Source organism: Parasphingorhabdus sp. NYA22, assembly GCF_976973735.1.
On sequence record NZ_OZ333477.1, the window covers coordinates 2,024,761 to 2,041,004 of the forward strand.

Annotated in this window: 18 protein-coding genes; 9 read left to right on the forward strand and 9 right to left on the reverse strand. The window is 55.6% G+C overall.

Features of this window, described 5'->3' with window-relative positions:
* Positions 1-52 precede the first annotated feature (52 nt).
* The gene (locus ACWFTY_RS09780) at positions 53-616 is read right to left on the reverse strand and encodes a urate hydroxylase PuuD (RefSeq protein WP_447524037.1); all 564 of its coding nucleotides are present in this window, start codon (positions 614-616) and stop codon (positions 53-55) included.
* A 180-nt stretch (positions 617-796) separates the two neighbouring features.
* Between ACWFTY_RS09780 and ACWFTY_RS09785 the strand changes: the two genes are divergently transcribed.
* Positions 797-1,402, forward strand: coding sequence for a superoxide dismutase (locus ACWFTY_RS09785; protein ID WP_447524038.1), 606 nt, complete (start codon positions 797-799; stop codon positions 1,400-1,402).
* A gap of 21 nt (positions 1,403-1,423) precedes the next feature.
* Here ACWFTY_RS09785 and ispZ read toward each other — a convergent pair whose 3' ends face one another.
* The 5 genes from ispZ to ACWFTY_RS09810 form a co-directional block, all read right to left on the reverse strand.
* Positions 1,424-2,062: a septation protein IspZ gene (gene ispZ / locus ACWFTY_RS09790; RefSeq protein WP_447524039.1), complete on the reverse strand. Its 639-nt coding sequence runs from the start codon at positions 2,060-2,062 to the stop codon at positions 1,424-1,426.
* A complete protein-coding gene (gene ftsY / locus ACWFTY_RS09795; protein WP_447524040.1) occupies positions 2,059-2,988 on the reverse strand; it encodes a signal recognition particle-docking protein FtsY in 930 nt (309 codons plus the stop codon). Before ftsY ends, ispZ begins: the two co-directional genes overlap by 4 nt.
* Entirely contained in the window at positions 2,985-4,250 is a 1,266-nt protein-coding gene (mtaB, locus tag ACWFTY_RS09800) for a tRNA (N(6)-L-threonylcarbamoyladenosine(37)-C(2))-methylthiotransferase MtaB (RefSeq protein ID WP_447524041.1), read from the reverse strand. The genes ftsY and mtaB overlap by 4 nt, the downstream gene beginning before the upstream one ends.
* Positions 4,247-5,053: a diaminopimelate epimerase gene (gene dapF, locus ACWFTY_RS09805; protein WP_447524042.1), complete on the reverse strand. Its 807-nt coding sequence runs from the start codon at positions 5,051-5,053 to the stop codon at positions 4,247-4,249. Before dapF ends, mtaB begins: the two co-directional genes overlap by 4 nt.
* 71 nt (positions 5,054-5,124) lie before the next feature.
* Positions 5,125-6,798, reverse strand: coding sequence for a putative bifunctional diguanylate cyclase/phosphodiesterase (locus tag ACWFTY_RS09810; RefSeq protein ID WP_447524043.1), 1,674 nt, complete (start codon positions 6,796-6,798; stop codon positions 5,125-5,127).
* 259 nt (positions 6,799-7,057) lie between these two features.
* Between ACWFTY_RS09810 and ffh the strand changes: the two genes are divergently transcribed.
* The 7 genes from ffh (at position 7,058) to ACWFTY_RS09845 (ending at position 12,277) form a co-directional block, all read left to right on the forward strand.
* Positions 7,058-8,512, forward strand: a complete 1,455-nt coding sequence (ffh, locus tag ACWFTY_RS09815; protein WP_447524044.1) for a signal recognition particle protein — start codon at positions 7,058-7,060, stop codon at positions 8,510-8,512.
* A 44-nt stretch (positions 8,513-8,556) separates the two neighbouring features.
* Complete coding sequence (gene rpsP / locus ACWFTY_RS09820) at positions 8,557-9,024, forward strand: 30S ribosomal protein S16 (RefSeq protein WP_447524045.1); 468 nt, start codon at positions 8,557-8,559, stop codon at positions 9,022-9,024.
* Positions 9,025-9,135: 111 nt separating this feature from the next.
* Positions 9,136-9,618 carry a ribosome maturation factor RimM gene (gene rimM, locus ACWFTY_RS09825; RefSeq protein ID WP_447524046.1) on the forward strand — a complete coding sequence of 161 codons (483 nt, stop codon included), beginning with the start codon at positions 9,136-9,138 and terminating at the stop codon, positions 9,616-9,618.
* The gene (locus tag ACWFTY_RS09830) at positions 9,615-9,929 is read left to right on the forward strand and encodes a hypothetical protein (protein WP_447524047.1); all 315 of its coding nucleotides are present in this window, start codon (positions 9,615-9,617) and stop codon (positions 9,927-9,929) included. Before rimM ends, ACWFTY_RS09830 begins: the two co-directional genes overlap by 4 nt.
* Entirely contained in the window at positions 9,926-10,774 is an 849-nt protein-coding gene (gene trmD / locus ACWFTY_RS09835) for a tRNA (guanosine(37)-N1)-methyltransferase TrmD (RefSeq protein WP_447524048.1), read from the forward strand. Before ACWFTY_RS09830 ends, trmD begins: the two co-directional genes overlap by 4 nt.
* A gap of 3 nt (positions 10,775-10,777) precedes the next feature.
* Positions 10,778-11,167 carry a 50S ribosomal protein L19 gene (rplS, locus tag ACWFTY_RS09840; RefSeq protein WP_447524049.1) on the forward strand — a complete coding sequence of 130 codons (390 nt, stop codon included), beginning with the start codon at positions 10,778-10,780 and terminating at the stop codon, positions 11,165-11,167.
* Between the two features lie 84 nt (positions 11,168-11,251).
* The gene (locus ACWFTY_RS09845; RefSeq protein WP_447524050.1) at positions 11,252-12,277 is read left to right on the forward strand and encodes an aspartate-semialdehyde dehydrogenase; all 1,026 of its coding nucleotides are present in this window, start codon (positions 11,252-11,254) and stop codon (positions 12,275-12,277) included.
* Here ACWFTY_RS09845 and ACWFTY_RS09850 read toward each other — a convergent pair.
* From ACWFTY_RS09850 to ACWFTY_RS09860, 3 genes are read right to left on the reverse strand one after another with little or no spacing between them, the layout of a single operon-like run.
* Positions 12,274-13,824: a DHA2 family efflux MFS transporter permease subunit gene (locus ACWFTY_RS09850; protein ID WP_447524051.1), complete on the reverse strand. Its 1,551-nt coding sequence runs from the start codon at positions 13,822-13,824 to the stop codon at positions 12,274-12,276. The genes ACWFTY_RS09845 and ACWFTY_RS09850 overlap by 4 nt on opposite strands.
* A complete protein-coding gene (locus tag ACWFTY_RS09855; protein WP_447524052.1) occupies positions 13,821-14,903 on the reverse strand; it encodes an HlyD family secretion protein in 1,083 nt (360 codons plus the stop codon). The genes ACWFTY_RS09850 and ACWFTY_RS09855 overlap by 4 nt, the downstream gene beginning before the upstream one ends.
* On the reverse strand, positions 14,896-15,354 hold the full coding sequence (locus ACWFTY_RS09860) for a MarR family winged helix-turn-helix transcriptional regulator (protein WP_447524053.1): 459 nt from the start codon (positions 15,352-15,354) through the stop codon (positions 14,896-14,898). Before ACWFTY_RS09860 ends, ACWFTY_RS09855 begins: the two co-directional genes overlap by 8 nt.
* Before the next feature lie 89 nt (positions 15,355-15,443).
* Between ACWFTY_RS09860 and ACWFTY_RS09865 the strand changes: the two genes are divergently transcribed.
* Positions 15,444-16,091 (forward strand): DsbA family protein, encoded by a 648-nt coding sequence (locus ACWFTY_RS09865; protein ID WP_447524054.1) that lies wholly within the window; start codon positions 15,444-15,446, stop codon positions 16,089-16,091.
* Positions 16,092-16,244 lie beyond the last annotated feature (153 nt).

Sequence of the window (16,244 nt, forward strand, 5' to 3'; positions counted from 1 at the left end):
AAGGGGGCCGCCAAGCCCCCTTTTGTCTTTTATGCTTCCAATTCTTCCAATCTTATCCGGCGTTGGCGTTTACCATCGCATAGAACATCGGCAGTGACAGCAGGACATTGGTGCGCGAGGCCATCAGCGCGATTTTGCCTGCGGCCGCTTTTTCGTCGGCTGTTGCCTCAACGATACCCAGAACCTTTTTCTGTTTCGGCCAGATGATGAACCAGACATTGGCGGCCATGACAATGGCGATCCACATTCCGACACCAATCAGCGTGAATGGTTGTTGCAGCGTCATGGCCTGATGAACCCAGCCGCTTGCCCAAGCGACATACAGGCCGGTTACTACCGTTAGCAAAGCGGCCCAGCGGAAATAAAACAATACTTTGGGTGCGATATGTTTGCCGACTGCGGGTTTTAGCTCGTCCGGGATGGTCGGCATCAGTGGCACCTGAACAAAGTTCAGATAATAGAGCAGCCCGATCCATAGCACACCGAAGAACAGGTGGAGCCAGCGGCCGATTGCATTGCCTGTGACCATATCGCCATCCAAGCCAAACATCAGCGCGATTGCCGCAATCAAGCCGACAATCATCACCGCATTCAGATTTCCGAAAAATTTCGCCATTATATTCCCCCCAAGAGTTAATCCCTATTTAGAACATAACTTTATGCCCGCACCCTCAGGATGTCACGAAAAAATAGGTTTTTGACAACGCCAGGCGATCAAAGAGACAATTGTCCTTGCATCTTTTCCGCTATTGGTGCGTTGAACCACCGAATCTCGAAAAAATGGAGAAAAGAGAAAATGGCTTTTGAACTTCCCCCGCTCCCATATGCGAAAACCGCTTTCGGAGATTTGATCTCCGAGGAAACGTTCAACTATCATCACGGCAAGCATCACAATGCTTATGTCAGCAAGACCAATGACGCGATCAAGGGCACCGATCATGAAGGCAAAAAGCTTTCGGAAATTATCGAAGCTGCTGATGGCGGCCTGTTCAATAATGCGGCTCAGGTCTGGAACCACAGCTTCTACTGGTTGTGCCTGTCGCCGGAGAAAAAGGAAATCACCGGCGAATTGAAAGACCGTCTGGAAACCACTTTCGGTTCAATTGACGACTTCAAAAGCAAGTTCAAAGATGAAGCGACCGGTCATTTCGCCAGTGGCTGGGCTTGGCTGGTACTCGACGGTGAAGAACTGAAAATCACATCCTATCACGACGCGGACACACCGGTCGCTCATGGTGTGAAGCCTGTGTTTACGCTCGATGTCTGGGAACATGCTTATTATCTGGATTACCAGAATGCGCGCCCGGACTATGTCTCCGCGTTGCTCGACAATGCGATCGACTGGGACTTTGTTGCGCTGAACCTCGACGGAGACGGCGTCAGCCGCGCCGATCAGGGCTAAGCAGGCCGACAATAAAGAATTTTAAGCCGCGTCCTGACTTTCGGGGCGCGGCTTTTCTTCTACCGAAAAGCCGTGCTTCATCAGCATCGGAATATTCGCCATCGCGAAAATGAACGAAGTGGTGGTTACGCCCCAGACTTTTACGGTTAGCCACCAGTCGAAGCTGAGCGTTGCGACCATCAGTTCGTTGATCACCGCCATGGCTGTAAAAAACAGGGCCCAGTTGCGGGAGAGTTTCAGCCAGCCTTCGTCGGACAGACCTTCGAACGCCGCTTGTAGCAGGCTTTTCAGCATCGCTTTGCCGCGCAGCAACCCGCCGAATAATATAATCGCGAACCCGGCATAAATAATCGTTGGCTTGTGCTGGATGAAACGCGGGTCGTTGAAATAGATGGTGAGCGCACCAAAACCGAGGATCAGGATCGCCGACATCCACATCATCGGTGAAATCTTGCCCAGTTTCCACTTGGAAACGATCATCGCTACGACAATCGCTATCATGAAGGCGACCGTACCGTAGATCGCCGAAGTGACCGGATTGCCTTCGGGAGCCCCGAATTTATATACGAGGAAAAATATCAGCAGCGGCCCGAAATCGAGCGCGAAGCTGAGACCTCTATGTTCTTTCGGAATTTCTTCAATTGCTGTGGCTTCGGTCATGTTTCTATCCCGGCTATGGCTGCGGCCAAATCTTCGGCCTTGAACGGCCTCAAGTCTTCTACGGTTTCACCGATCCCGATCGCGTGTATCGGCAATCCAAATTGTTTCGCTGCTGCTACCAATACGCCGCCGCGCGCGGTGCCGTCCAGCTTGGTCATGATCAGTCCCGTGACCTTGGCCACGTCCTGAAACACTTCTATCTGGGACAAGGCATTCTGTCCGGTCGTTGCATCCAGTACCAGTACCACATTATGCGGAGCCGCCGGATTGAGCCGACCCAGTACCCGCCTGATCTTGTCCAGTTCATCCATCAACTCGGTCCGGTTTTGCAGCCGACCGGCTGTATCGACGATTAACACGTCGATACCGGTCGCCGTCGCCTGCTTCACACCTTCATAGACAATGCTAGCGCTGTCGCCGCCCTGCGGCCCGCTGATAATAGGAACGCCCAGTCTCTCGGCCCAGATCTTCAACTGCCCGATGGCCGCTGCCCGGAACGTATCGCCCGCCGCCAGCATCACGCCATAATCCTGTTCGAGAAACAGATGAGCAAGCTTGGCAATCGTGGTGGTCTTGCCGGAGCCATTGACGCCGATCACCAAAATTACCTGCGGACGAGGAAAGGCATCGATTTCCAGCGGAATCGCCACCGGTTCCAATATCGCGGCGATCTCGCGCTGAATGATTTCCTTTACCGCATGCTCGGTCAGGCCTTTTTCAAAACGTTCGACGGCAAGCTTCGCGCGGATCGAAGCAGCCGTTGCCGGGCCAAGGTCCGACATGATCAGCGCGTCTTCAATGTCGTCGAGCGTAGCCTCGTCCAGCTTCGCCTTGGTAACCAGGCCCGCCAGATTTTCGGTCAGCCGCGATGATGTCTTGCTGAAACCGCCGAACAGACGATCTTTCCAACTATTTTTCTCGGTCACGCTAACACCCTGCCAATCAATTGCTTGTCCTGAACGTCGATAATCTCGACCGGAACTATCTGACCCTTGTTCGCGGAACCATCAAGGCGAACGCGGGCGAAATTTTCGGAATAGCCGGTATCACCGGAGATCTCCGCGAGAATATTCTGTCGGGACCCGACCAGCGAATGCCGCCACGACCGTGCACGCCGGCTGACTGCCTCCCGCAATATTTTTGCTCTTTGCTTGATCACCTGACCGTCAACCTGCGGCATTTTCGCTGCTGGCGTGCCCTGCTTCGGCGAATAGGGAAAAATATGACCATGAACAATGTCGCATTGATCGATTATCGACAGGCTGTTGGCAAACATAGCCTCATCTTCAGTCGGGAAACCGGCGATGATGTCAGCGCCTATCACTATTTCCGGTCTTTTGGCTTTCAGCTTTTCGACCAGAGCAATCGCCTGTTCCCGGCTGTGCCGCCGCTTCATCCGCTTGAGAATCATATTGTCCCCCGACTGGAGCGACAAATGGACATGCGGCATGAGCCGCGCTTCTCCGGTGAGCAGGTCGAACAACCGGTCATCAATCTCGATACCATCGAGCGAGGACAGCCTCAGCCGCGGTAGCTCGGGGACGTGCTTCAATATCCGTTCGATCAGCATGCCCAGGGTCGGTTCGCCGGGCAGGTCGGGGCCATAGCTGGTGACGTCGACACCGGTCAGGACGACTTCCTGAAAGCTCTTGTCGACCAAAGCCTGCACCTGATCGACGATCAGGCCCGCCGGCACTGACCGGCTGTTACCACGGCCAAAGGGGATGATACAAAAAGTACAGCGATGATCGCAGCCGTTCTGGATCTCGACAAAGGCGCGGGACCTGTCGGCGAAAGAACTGACCATATGCGGAGCGGTTTCGGTGATCCGCATGATATCGGAAACCCGGATATCGGGACGGTTGCTTTGCAGGCCGAGCTTGAAATTGGCTGCGTCATATTTGTCAGAATTGCCGACGACCGCGCTGGTTTCAGGCATATCCGCGAACATTGCCGGATCGACCTGAGCGGCACAGCCCGTGACGATGATATTCTTTTCCGGATTGTCTTTCTTTGCCCGTCTTATCGCTTGCCGGGTCTGCCGGACCGCTTCGTTGGTCACGGCACAGCTGTTGACGATGATCAGATTGTCACCGTCGATATTGTTCGCCGCCAGATTCTGCCGCAACGTCTCGCTCTCGGCGATGTTGAGCCGGCATCCCATGCTGATCATTTCCGGAGCGTTCATCCGAACTGGGTCCAGTCTGCTTCGCCGGAATAGACATAGGCCGTTGGGCCCTGCATCTGGATATTCTCGCCGTCTTTCCAGCTGATAACCAATGATCCGCCCGGCAAATCGACCTGTACAGGGCTGCTGACCAAGCCGCGCCTGATCGCGGCGACAGCGGTCGCGCAGGCTCCGGTGCCGCAAGCCCGGGTCAGGCCCACGCCGCGCTCCCAGACGCGCAAATGGATCGTGCCGTCCTCGATATGCGCCACATTGACGTTCACTTTGTCGGGGAACAGCGGATCGACCTCGATCATCGGGCCCAGCCGATCCAGCTCGACGATATCGCTATCGTCGACAAAGAAGATTACATGCGGATTGCCGACATTGACGGCGGCAGGATTTTGCAAATCTTCCCAGCCAAGCGGCATGTTGAGCGTATCCATGGCATAGGCGAGGGGGATGGACTGCCACTCGAAACGGGGCTTGCCCATATCGACGATGGCGCCGTCCTCAGTCGCGCTGCCGATAATGATGCCGCCGGCAGTTTCAATCCGGGTTTCGTCGCCAATCAGTTTTGCGACGCAGCGGGAAGCATTGCCACAGGCTTCGACCTCGCTGCCGTCTGCGTTATAGATCTGCATCCTGACGTCGGCTTTGTCGGATGGGCGCAGGATGATCAGTTGGTCGCAGCCAATCCCGCTGCGCCGGTCCGCAATAGCGGTCGCTTTCGCGCTGGACAGTTCCATTTCTTCTTCGCGCGCATCGATAATGACAAAATCATTGCCCAATCCGTGCATTTTGTGGAAGCGTCCTGTGGTCATGATTGGCGATTTAGGGATGCCGTTCCCGGGAGTCCAGCAATTCGGCTCGCAATTGGTTGCGGTAAGCAGGTCTAACTTGCTTTCTGCATGAGATTTTTTTCAATGGAGGAGGGCCCCGGGTCGGCTTGAAGAGCCGCCGCGTCTTCCAGATCGCCGGCTTGCAGCAAATTGCGTTTTGCCAGCATCTTCCGTGTCTCCAGAAAGGTCAAGGGGCGTCCGTAATACCAGCCTTGACCCTGGGCGCAGCCGATGCTGCGCAGTTCGTCCTCGGTATCCTTGTCTTCGATACCTTCTGCAGTGATCGGCAGGCCGAGGCTCTCGCCAAGGCCGTTGATTGCCTTTACAATGGCCTTGCTTTCCGCATTGCCGAGAAGCGAAGAAACAAAGCTGCGATCGATTTTTATCCGGTCAAACGGCAATGCGCGCAGATGCGCGAGAGAACTGTAGCCGGTACCGAAATCGTCCAATGCGATTTTAATGTCCTGATTTTTTAAGCTGCCGACGATGGATTGCGCCAGGCTGAGATTTTCAAACAGCGCACTCTCGGTGATCTCGATTTCCAGACGGCTTGGCGGAAATCCGCTTTCGACGAGCAATTTGACAATTTTTTGCGCCAGCCACGGATCGAGCAGTTGGACCGGTGAAATATTGACGGAGATCGTCAGGCCGGCGTCCCAATATTTCGCATGGTTGAACGCCTGCCGCATAATGCTGAGCGAGAGATCGCCGATCATGCCGGTTTCTTCGGCAATCGGGATGAATATTTCGGGAGAGATCAATCCCTGTGTCGGAGATTCCCAACGGGCAAGAACCTCAAAACCGGTCAATTTGCCGGTTGCGAGATCTATCTGCTGCTCGAAATAGGGTGCAAATTCCCCGTTGGGTATGCCCATTCGCATGCCTGTTTCCAGTAAACTCCGCGTCTGCAGTTCCTTTTCCATGTTCGCATCAAACCAGCAATGGCGGTTTCGACCCTGCTTTTTCGAGCTGTACATGGCAATGTCGGCGCGGCGCATCAGCAGATCGACGCCTTCCGACTCTGCATCATATCGCGACATGCCGATGGAAGTGGTCACAACAAGCTGGTTGCCATTTTCGACGATTGGCGTTGCGATAGCTTCTATGAGATCGTCGGCAATCCGTTCGACCATTTTCGGCTGTTCGGGATCAAAAATAAACGCGCAGGCAAATTCGTCGCCACCAAGGCGTGCGAGAAGGTTATGGGGTGGCAAGACTTGCTTAAGGCGGGCTGCCACCTGTTTTAGCACGGCATCGCCGGCGCTGTGGCCATGCACGTCATTGATGTTTTTGAAATTGTCGAGATCCAGCATCATGACTGTGATGCTCTTTTGTTGCCGTTGCGCGAGGCTGATCATCTCTGCTGTTTTTTCCCCAATCGTACGGCGATTGAGCAATCCGGTGAGCGGATCGGTAACGGCAAGGGAGTGGGCAAGCTGTTCGGCCGCGGCCCGTTCTTCAACTTCCTTGGTCAGATCGTTGTAACGGCGCCAGCCGAACAGAATCAGGGCAATATTCAGCAGGAATGCGGAAACCAGCACGTTGTCAGCAGCTCTGGCCTGACCTGTAATAGAGTCGATCGCATCGGAGAGCACCGTGCCGCCGGTGCCGGCAAACATGAGTATCGCCAGAATGACGATGATGCCGGTCACAACGTCACGGCCAACGGATATCTTATATCCGTTTTTCATCACCCTGAGATGTTGGTCGGCTGCTGGTCGAGCCATAGTTGTTTTCCCGCTGTTGCCGGAAGGCTTTTGCCAAACACTTCTCAATTTCTGGTTAACAATCGTTCATATTTGTGAAAAATCCGGGCTTGCGATATCGGGAGAACTGCACTAATAGGCTGCCAAGTCAGGCAATGCTTGTATTGCCAATCCAGTTTAGAGTTCGAAAAACTCACACGTCGGTCAGCGAGGTTTCGCCCACCGGCGCTTTTTGCGTTGGCCTGAATTCGGGCTGTTTTGAAGAAGGAAAGGCGGTAACATGTTTGATAAGTTAAGCGACCGCCTTGGCGGAGTCTTCGACAAGCTGCGCGGGCGCGGTGCGCTCAGGGAAGAAGATGTTCGCGGCGCTATGCGCGAAGTGCGGATTGCCTTGCTCGAAGCCGATGTCGCGCTCCCCGTCGTCAAGGATTTCGTTGAAAAGGTAACCGAGAAGGCCGTTGGCCAGTCGGTTCTGAAATCAGTGACCCCCGGCCAGCAAGTGGTAAAGATCGTTAATGACGGTATTGCCGAAATGCTGGGCTCCGAGGTCAGCGCGCTTGAACTCTCCGTCGCGCCGCCTGCTATCATCATGATGGTCGGTCTGCAGGGCTCAGGTAAAACGACCACCACCGCCAAAATTGCCAAGCGGCTTAAAGACAAAGAAAACAAGAAGGTCATGATGGCCTCGCTTGACGTCAATCGCCCGGCTGCACAGGAACAATTGGCTGTATTGGGCGAGCAGATTGGTGCCGTCACCTTGCCGATTGTTGCAGGTCAGCAACCGGTCGAGATTGCCCGCCGTGCTCTGCAAGCTGCCAAATTGCAAGGCTTTGACGTACTGCTTCTGGATACCGCAGGGCGTCTTCATGTCGATCAGCAATTGATGGACGAGATGAAGGCCGTCGCCGACATCTCCCGGCCGCAGGAAATCCTGCTGGTTGTCGACGCGCTGACTGGCCAGGATGCCGTCAACGTTGCACAGAATTTCTCCGACCAGGTCCCACTGACCGGTGTCGTGCTTACCCGCATGGACGGTGATGCACGTGGCGGCGCGGCGCTGTCGATGCGCGCGGTTACCGGCAAGCCGATCAAATTTGTCGGTGTCGGCGAAAAGATAGATGCGCTTGAAGAATTCCACCCGGAACGCGTTGCGGGCCGGATATTGGGCATGGGCGATGTCGTCAGCCTGGTCGAAAAAGCGGCCCAGGTCGTCGACAAGGAAGAATCCGAAGCGCTTGCCGAGAAAATGCTCAAAGGGCAGTTCGATCTCAATGATCTCCGCTCCCAGCTGAACCAGATGACCAAAATGGGTGGTCTGGGTGCAATGGCATCGATGATGCCCGGCATGAAAAAGGCGAAAGCTGCGATGGCCGGCGGAGCAATGGACGACAAGGTTCTGGTCCGCATGGATGCCATCATTGGCTCGATGACCAGGGAAGAGCGCACACGGCCCGGACTGCTCAATGCCAAGCGCAAGCGGCGGGTCGCGATTGGCTCCGGCACAACCGTGCAGGACGTCAACAAGCTGCTCAAAATGCATCAGGAAATGGCCAAGGCGATGAAGCGCATCAAGAAGATGGGCGGAATCAAGGGGCTGATGTCGATGTTCGGTGGAGGCGGCGGAGCCGCTGGCGCCGGAATGGGCGGTCAGGGCGGCGGCATGCCCGGCCTTCCGGATATGTCCTCGGGTGGCCTTCCTCCTGATCTGGCAAATTTATTGAATAAGAAGAAATAGTCGTAACAATTTGAATTTTGGTATTTTTAGAAAGGTTTATTACAATGGCAGTAGCAATGAGAATGTCCCGCGGCGGATCCAAGAAACGCCCTTATTACAAGATCGTTATCGCTGACGTCCGCGCACCCCGCGACGGCAAGTTCATCGAACGGATCGGCAGCTACAACCCGCTGCTCGCAAAAGACGACGAAAAGCGCGTTGTTCTCGACACCGAGCGTGCGAAGCATTGGCTGGAAATGGGCGCGAAGCCTTCCGACCGCGTTGCTCGTTTTCTGGACGTAGCCGGTTTGCTGAAGCGTGAAGCACGCAACAACCCGAACAAGGGCAAGCCTGGCGAAAAAGCCACCGAGCGTGTTGAAGAGAAAGCTGAAAAAGCAGCTGCTGCAGAAGAAGCAGCGAAAGAAGCCGCTGCGGCTCCTGCGCCGGTTGAAGAAGCTCCGGCTGAAGAAGCGGCTCCGGCTGAAGAAGCTAAGGCTGAAGAAGCTAAGGCTGAAGACAAAGCTGAAGGTTAATCGACCAATGATAACGCGCACCGTTCTTCCCGGCTTTGTCGAAGGGGAACGGTGCGTTTTTTTGTGGCCGGCCTGTCATCATCATAGGCTCGACCCGATCGGATTTGATCAATGACCCCGGACAAACCCGTCCCGCTCGCCGTCATCATCGGCGCTCACGGGATCACCGGCGAGGTCCGGCTCAAGCTATTCTGTGACAGTCTCGACAGCCTGACTGTGCACAAGGATTTCAATGGCGGCGCGTTGACGCTGAAATCCGTCAAACCCCATAAGATGGGTGCGATTGCACGTATTGCCGAAATCACCGACCGCAACGGCGCTGAAGCGGCCCGCGGCACCGAACTAACCGTCCCGCGCTCGGCCTTGCCGGAACTGGACGAAGACGAATTTTACCATATCGACATCATTGGCTTGCGCTGCGTCTCCGATACCGGCGAGGAACTGGGCAAGATATTCGCCATCTACGAATTTGGTGCTGGCGACGTCATCGAGATAGAACGGCCAAACGGCAAGAAATTCATGGTCCCGGTGATCGCGATTGATATGGGTAATGACCCTGCGATTGTAGAAGCGGATTTTGTCGAGCCGCAATGATCCTGATTGTCATCATTTTTCTGATAGCAGGACTGACCATCGCGATTATCGAGATTGCGAAACGGCTCAAGCCAGAAATAAGCCTCGCGTGGCTGCCGTTCTGGGCCAGTCTTCCGATACCCGGATTGCTTTTGCTATATTGGCTATTCAACCTCTGGTGGCTGCAATCTGCTAACTGCCTGGGCGGTCAGGTTTGCGGTCGGGAAGGCATCGTCTACATGTCTATTGGTGCCGCCGTGGGTATGTTTGGCAGTTTCTTCGTCGGCATGACAACCGCGATATTGTGGATAAACTGGCGCAAGAAGAAATGACCTTCACCGCCCAAATTCTCACACTCTATCCGGAAATGTTTCCCGGACCGCTCGGCACATCGCTGGCCGGCAGGGCGATGGTGGAGGGGAAGTGGACCTGTGACCCGATAAACCCCCGCGATTTTACTACCGACAAGCATCGCAGCGTCGATGACACGCCAGCGGGTGGAGGTGCGGGTATGGTGCTCAGGGCTGACATCATGGCCGCAGCGGTGGATCATGCGGTGGCGCGGATGGCAGAAACGATCGCGGCACAAAGCTTGGTTAGTCCTGAGCCTGTCGAAGGACCTGGTGCCGAGCAAAGCGATGCTTCGACAGGCTTAGCACGAACGGTTGTTTCCGAAAAAACTCCCATTATCGCCATGACCCCGCGCGGAAAGCCGCTCACCCAGGCGCGTGTCCGCGAAATTGCAGCCGGTCCCGGCGTCACCATAATCTGCGGCCGCTTCGAGGGATTTGACGAGCGCCTGTTCGACGCCCGCGATATCGAGGAAGTCTCGATCGGCGACTATGTGCTTTCCGGCGGAGAATTGGGCGCTCTGGTGCTTTTAGACGCTTGCATTCGGCTGCTTCCCGGGGTAATGGGCGCGTCTTCTAGCGGAGATGACGAGAGTTTCGAGAATGTTATTCTGGAATATCCGCAATATACCCGACCTCAAATATGGGAAGGGCGCATAATCCCTGAAGTCTTGCGATCGGGGGATCATGCGAAAATAGCTGCTTGGCGGAAACAAAGGGCAGAGGAAGATACACGGCTAAGGCGGCCGGATTTATGGGAGCGTCACAGGGACACTCCGGATCAGTCGCCCTCTGGTGCGCAGGAAAAAGATAAAGATAAGGAATAGGTCATGAACCTGATTCAAACATTGGAAAAAGAAGCCGTAGACGCATTTATCGCGTCGAAAGAAATCCCCGAGTTCCGCGCTGGTGATACAGTGCGTATCGGTGTTCGCGTCGTTGAAGGCGAGCGCGTTCGTACCCAGAATTTCGAAGGTGTGTGCATCGCACGGACCAATCGCGGCATGGGCTCCAACTTCACCGTACGCAAAATGTCGTTCGGCGAAGGCGTTGAGCGTGTGTTCCCGCTTTACTCTCCGAACATCGACAGCATCACCGTGGTTCGCCGCGGTATCGTGCGTCGTGCGAAACTTTACTATCTGCGCGGGCGGACTGGTAAACGGGCCCGTATTGCGGAACGCCGTTTGAACCAGCCTGCGAAAGGCACAGAAGCGAAATAGACTTCGCTTCATCAAAGTTTCAAACAGCCGGTTCTCCATCCACGGATAACCGGCTGTTTTAATATCAGGAGCAGGAAAAGTTTCATGGGTTACAAAATTGTAGTTGTCGGTGCGACGGGTAACGTCGGACGCGAAATGCTCAACGTCCTCGCAGAGCGCGAATTTCCCTATGACGAGATTGCCGCAGTTGCATCCTCGCGGTCGCAAGGTAGCGAGATCGAGATTGGCGACACCGGCAAGATGCTCAAGGTCCAGAATATCGAGAATTTCGATTTTTCGGGCTGGGATATGGCTTTGTTCGCTGCAGGCTCCGGCCCGACCAGGGAATACGCGCCGAAGGCAGCCGCTGCCGGTTGTGTCGTAATTGACAACAGCTCGCTTTACCGGATGGACCCGGACGTGCCCTTGATCGTGCCGGAAGTGAACCCGGAAGCGATAAGTGGCTATACCAAGCGCAATATCATCGCCAACCCCAATTGCTCGACCGCCCAGATGGTCGTGGCTTTGAAACCGCTGCATGATGCGGCAAAGATCAAGCGTGTCGTTGTCTCGACCTATCAGTCGGTCTCCGGGGCAGGCAAGGGCGGCATGGACGAACTGTTCGAACAGTCCCGCGCCATTTTCGTCGGCGATCCCAAGGAAAACCACGTCTTCACCAAGCAGATCGCGTTCAACGTGATCCCGCATATCGACGTGTTCCTCGACGACGGCTCGACCAAGGAAGAGTGGAAAATGGTCGTCGAGACCAAGAAAATTCTCGATTCCAAGATCAAGGTCACCGCGACCTGCGTCCGCGTTCCGGTCTTTGTCGGCCACAGCGAGTCGATCAACATCGAATTTGAAAACGAGCTGTCTGCCAAGGACGCGCAAAAGATTCTACGCGACGCGCCCGGCATCATGCTGGTCGATAAGCGTGAAGACGAAGGCTATGTGACGCCAGTCGAATGTGTCGGCGATGGCGCAACGTTCATCAGCCGCGTGCGCGAAGATCCGACGGTTGAAAACGGCCTGAACATCTGGTGCGTCAGCGACAATTTGCGCAAGGGCGCTGCGCTCAACGCCGTGCAGATCGCTGAACTGTTGGGCCGCAAACATCTGAAAAAGGGCTAGTGCGCCGCACTGGCCGCTTCGGCTGAATCGACTTTCATCCGCTGGGGTTTCTTCATCAGGAACACCAGCGGAACACATAATGCGGTGACCACCGACATCAGCCAGAAATCGCCCAGATAGGCGATCATCAGAGCTTGCCGGTTCACTTCACCATCAATCATCGTCATCGCCTGCTCGCCATATTGTCCCAAACGGCTGATGCTGGTGGGGCTGAGCGGTGACAGTCTCGCTTCGGTTACATTGGCGGAAAGGTCTGCGTGGCTGGTCTGCCAGTTGCGGCCCAATAGGCCGACGAATACCGCGATCCCGACCGACGCGCCGATGGTCCGCGCGAGGTTGAGCAAGCTGGCGCCATCGGTCCGCAGAGCCGGTGAAAGCGTCGAAAATCCCAATATATTCATGGTCACGAACAGAGCGCCCATGCCTAGGCCCTGGACGACGCCGCTGGTGATCACCGGCCACCGGTCCATTTCGAGGCTCCATCCGGTCATCATCCAGGCAGAGTAAGAAGCCAGTGCCATACCCGCTGCGACGACATAGCGGGCATCGATCACTGTCGCCAGACGGCTGCCGATCGCCATGCCCAGGAAGACACCGACGCCGCGCGGTGCCAATATCAGGCCGGCATCAATCGGCGTATAATGATAGATGTTCTGCAGCATCGGCGGCAGCAACGCCATGGTCGAGAACATCGACACGCCGGCAACGATCATCAATAACATGGCGGTGATCAAATTCCGGTCTTTGAACAGATCCCGGGACAGGAACGGGTTTTTTGCCGTCGCCATATGGATTGCGAATATCCACAAGGCGGCTGCCGATATCCCGAATTCTATGATGATTTCCCAGCTGTCGAACCAGTCTTCGCTATTGCCCCGATCGAGCATGAGCTGGAAGGTGGCGATAAAGATAGCGAACAGAAGAAATCCGGGCATATCGAACTTCCGGCGGGCGATCGGCCGCGAGGGCAGCAGCGTCCAGAGCATGACGAAGGTGATGATGCCAAGCGGCACATTGATCAGGAAAATCCACTCCCAGCTGTAATTCTCGGTCAGATAGCCACCAATAATCGGCCCCATGATCGGTGCGATCATGATGCCCATGCCCCATATCGCCATGGCCCGCGGATGGTTTTTCGGCGGATTGATGTCGAGCATCACCGTTTGCGAAAGCGGCATCACGAACGCGCCTGACATTCCCTGAATCACCCGGTAAAAGACCAGCATCTCAAGACTTGATGCTGTGGCGCAGAGCAAGGACGACGCGGTAAATCCGGCGATCGACAAGAGAAACAGGTTGCGGGAACCGATACGGTCGGCGACCCACCCGGTGATCGGGATAGCCACTGCGGAAGCCAATATATAACTGGTCAATACCCAGGTCACCGTATCGAGCGTGGCTCCGAGGCCCGATTGCATGTGCGGCAGGGCGACATTGGCAATGGTGGAGTCCAATATCTGCATGATATTGCCGAGCATGACAGCAATTGTGAGCAGCAGCCGGTTGTTCACCGGCAGGGCTGCTACATCAGGATTTGGGGTGTTCACTCTTTACCATTGCGCAGATCGACGGTCACTTCCGCCGAAATCCCGGCGATCAGCTGTCGTGGGGATTTGTCCAATATCCTGATCCGTACCGGCACCCGCTGGGTAACCTTGACCCAATTGCCGTTGGCATTTTGCGCCGGCAGCACGGAAAACTCCGACCCGGTGCCTGCGCCGATACTGTCGACCCGGCCGTTGAGCTCCAGGTCTGGATAGGCATCAAAAGTGATTTTGGCTTTCTGTCCGACCTTCATCTTGGCCAGATCGGTTTCCTTGAAATTGGCCTCTATCCAGCTATTCTGGTCATTCACGATCGAAACGACCGGCAAGCCGGAAACCATCATTTGCCCGACCTGTAACCGGGTCGACTGGGCAACGCGTCCAGCGACGGGCGCTACCACTCGCGTGCGCGCGAGATCAAGCAAGGACTGGTCTCGCGCCACTTTGGCGTCGGCGATATCCGGATTTTCTCCGGGTGCAGCCGAGCCCGTTGACAGGCGTGCCTTGGCCGCGACCACATCGGATTGCGCAGATTTCAGTTTCGCACGGGCCAGATCGACTTCATGCTGCGCAGCGTCGAGTCGCGCTCTGGTAGTGAAGCCTTTTTCCATCAACGCCGCCTGTCGCTGATAGTTGGACAGAGCGAAGGCGATATCCTGCCGCGCCACCTCGATATCGACGCCGCTTACCTGATAGTCGGCCTGCAGATTTTGCACCTCGACTTGCGCGGCGGCGATACGGGCATTGCTCTGAGCAACGGCCAGCTCAAAGGGAACCGGATCGATGGCAAAAAGCAGATCACCTGCTGCAACCAGCTGATTCTCGCTCACCCCCACTTCGACAATTTTCCCGCCAATCTCGGGTGAGACGGAAACAATATCCTGCTGGACATAGGCATTGTCGGTGGACGCGTAATGATCGCTGACAATCCAGTAATAGGTGCCGGCGCCCGCCAATATCAGCGGAACCGAGAGCATCAACAGCCAACGGCCGATGCGCCGTGCCGGCGAGCGCGGCGCAGGCACTTCCTCTATTGGCTGGCTTGCGGCTGTTTCCATTTCCGGATTCGGGTTATCAGCCATTGGCGGCCCGTTTCTCTTGTGAATCCCCGTCATAGATGGACTGCAAATTGCGGCGGAACTGCTCGAGCAGATGATGAAGCTGTTCCTGCTCCTTCTTCGGCACGTTGTGCAGCGCCTCCTGCAACAATTCTTCCCCGATCGGTTGCAGCTGTTCGGTCAAGGCAATGCCTTTGGGCGTCAGATAAAGCTTCCACGCCCGCCGGTCAGCGGGGTCAGGACGGCGCTCGACCAGATCTGCAGCCTGCAACCGGTCGACCATCCGGCACAGCGTCATCGCATCCAGTTCCAGCATATCGGCCAGCGCACTCTGGTTGATCCCTTCGTGCCGCTGCAGCCAGGTCAGGACCCGCCACTGCGGACGGGTCACGCCGATCGCCTTGGCGCGCTGGTCAAATGTCCGCCGGATCAGGCGTGAAATGTCACCGATCATAAATCCGATATTATCGCTCATCGAGCCGATTTAATAACATATTTTATTATATGCAATGATTAGCTTTGAAAATTATGGAAGCGGACTGATGATTGTGCCATATGACCGCCATGACATTGAAAGCAGACGTATATTGGTCCTTCCGCTCACCCTATAGCTATCTGGCTACGCGGCGTTACGTCGCGCTGACCGAGGCATATGACCTGAAAATCAACCAGCGTTTCGTGTACCCGCTGGCGATCCGCGAACCGGATTTCTTCGAGAAGAACCATCCCAACTGGCTGGGCTATGTGTTCAGGGATATATTCCGAGTGGCGCAACATATGGGCATACCGATGGCACCGCCCAATCCGGATCCGATCGTTCAGGATATTGCCACCCGCAAGATTGCAGCCGAGCAGCCCTATATTTTCGAACTGACCCGGATGGGGCAGGCGGCTTCGCGGCGCGGCAAGGGGCTGGAATTTGCCAATGAAGTCTCGCAGATGATCTGGGGTGGCACCGCTGGCTGGAACGAAGGTGACCATCTGGAAATAGGGGCTGAGCGCGCCGGGCTGGATCTGACCGAGCTTCGAGTCGAAGCCTCAACCCAGTCAGAAGGACTGGACGCCGAAATCGCGGAGAATCAGCAAGCACTCGAAGCCGCGGGCCACTGGGGCGTTCCGACGCTCGTCTTCGAAGGCGAGCCGTTTTTCGGGCAGGACCGGATTGATCTGGCGGTATGGCGGATGAAGCAAAAGGGTCTTGTTGAACGATAGATTTATGGGGCTTTTCTACATTGATTTGGAGCGTCAGGCTGCACCTGACGTCCGCATTTCACCTGAATTTGACCGGACTTTTCATAGAATTAGAATATTGTACCGATGGACTTAACTGAACCTCCTTCATTGGCCCCAACTTTGACAAACTTT

What these genes read in the sequence shown, in the direction of transcription:
- ACWFTY_RS09785 (WP_447524038.1), top strand. Translation starts at nt 797, where the DNA reads ATGGCTTTTGAACTTCCCCCGCTCCCATATGCGAAAACCGCTTTCGGA.
- rpsP (WP_447524045.1), top strand. Translation starts at nt 8,557, where the DNA reads ATGGCAGTAGCAATGAGAATGTCCCGCGGCGGATCCAAGAAACGCCCT.
- ACWFTY_RS09845 (WP_447524050.1), top strand. Translation starts at nt 11,252, where the DNA reads ATGGGTTACAAAATTGTAGTTGTCGGTGCGACGGGTAACGTCGGACGC.
- ACWFTY_RS09780 (WP_447524037.1), bottom strand. Translation starts at nt 616, where the DNA reads ATGGCGAAATTTTTCGGAAATCTGAATGCGGTGATGATTGTCGGCTTG.
- dapF (WP_447524042.1), bottom strand. Translation starts at nt 5,053, where the DNA reads ATGACCACAGGACGCTTCCACAAAATGCACGGATTGGGCAATGATTTT.
- ACWFTY_RS09860 (WP_447524053.1), bottom strand. Translation starts at nt 15,354, where the DNA reads ATGAGCGATAATATCGGATTTATGATCGGTGACATTTCACGCCTGATC.
- ACWFTY_RS09810 (WP_447524043.1), bottom strand. Translation starts at nt 6,798, where the DNA reads ATGGCTCGACCAGCAGCCGACCAACATCTCAGGGTGATGAAAAACGGA.
- trmD (WP_447524048.1), top strand. Translation starts at nt 9,926, where the DNA reads ATGACCTTCACCGCCCAAATTCTCACACTCTATCCGGAAATGTTTCCC.
- rplS (WP_447524049.1), top strand. Translation starts at nt 10,778, where the DNA reads ATGAACCTGATTCAAACATTGGAAAAAGAAGCCGTAGACGCATTTATC.
- ispZ (WP_447524039.1), bottom strand. Translation starts at nt 2,062, where the DNA reads ATGACCGAAGCCACAGCAATTGAAGAAATTCCGAAAGAACATAGAGGT.
- ACWFTY_RS09830 (WP_447524047.1), top strand. Translation starts at nt 9,615, where the DNA reads ATGATCCTGATTGTCATCATTTTTCTGATAGCAGGACTGACCATCGCG.
- ffh (WP_447524044.1), top strand. Translation starts at nt 7,058, where the DNA reads ATGTTTGATAAGTTAAGCGACCGCCTTGGCGGAGTCTTCGACAAGCTG.
- rimM (WP_447524046.1), top strand. Translation starts at nt 9,136, where the DNA reads ATGACCCCGGACAAACCCGTCCCGCTCGCCGTCATCATCGGCGCTCAC.
- mtaB (WP_447524041.1), bottom strand. Translation starts at nt 4,250, where the DNA reads ATGAACGCTCCGGAAATGATCAGCATGGGATGCCGGCTCAACATCGCC.
- ACWFTY_RS09865 (WP_447524054.1), top strand. Translation starts at nt 15,444, where the DNA reads ATGACATTGAAAGCAGACGTATATTGGTCCTTCCGCTCACCCTATAGC.
- ACWFTY_RS09855 (WP_447524052.1), bottom strand. Translation starts at nt 14,903, where the DNA reads ATGGCTGATAACCCGAATCCGGAAATGGAAACAGCCGCAAGCCAGCCA.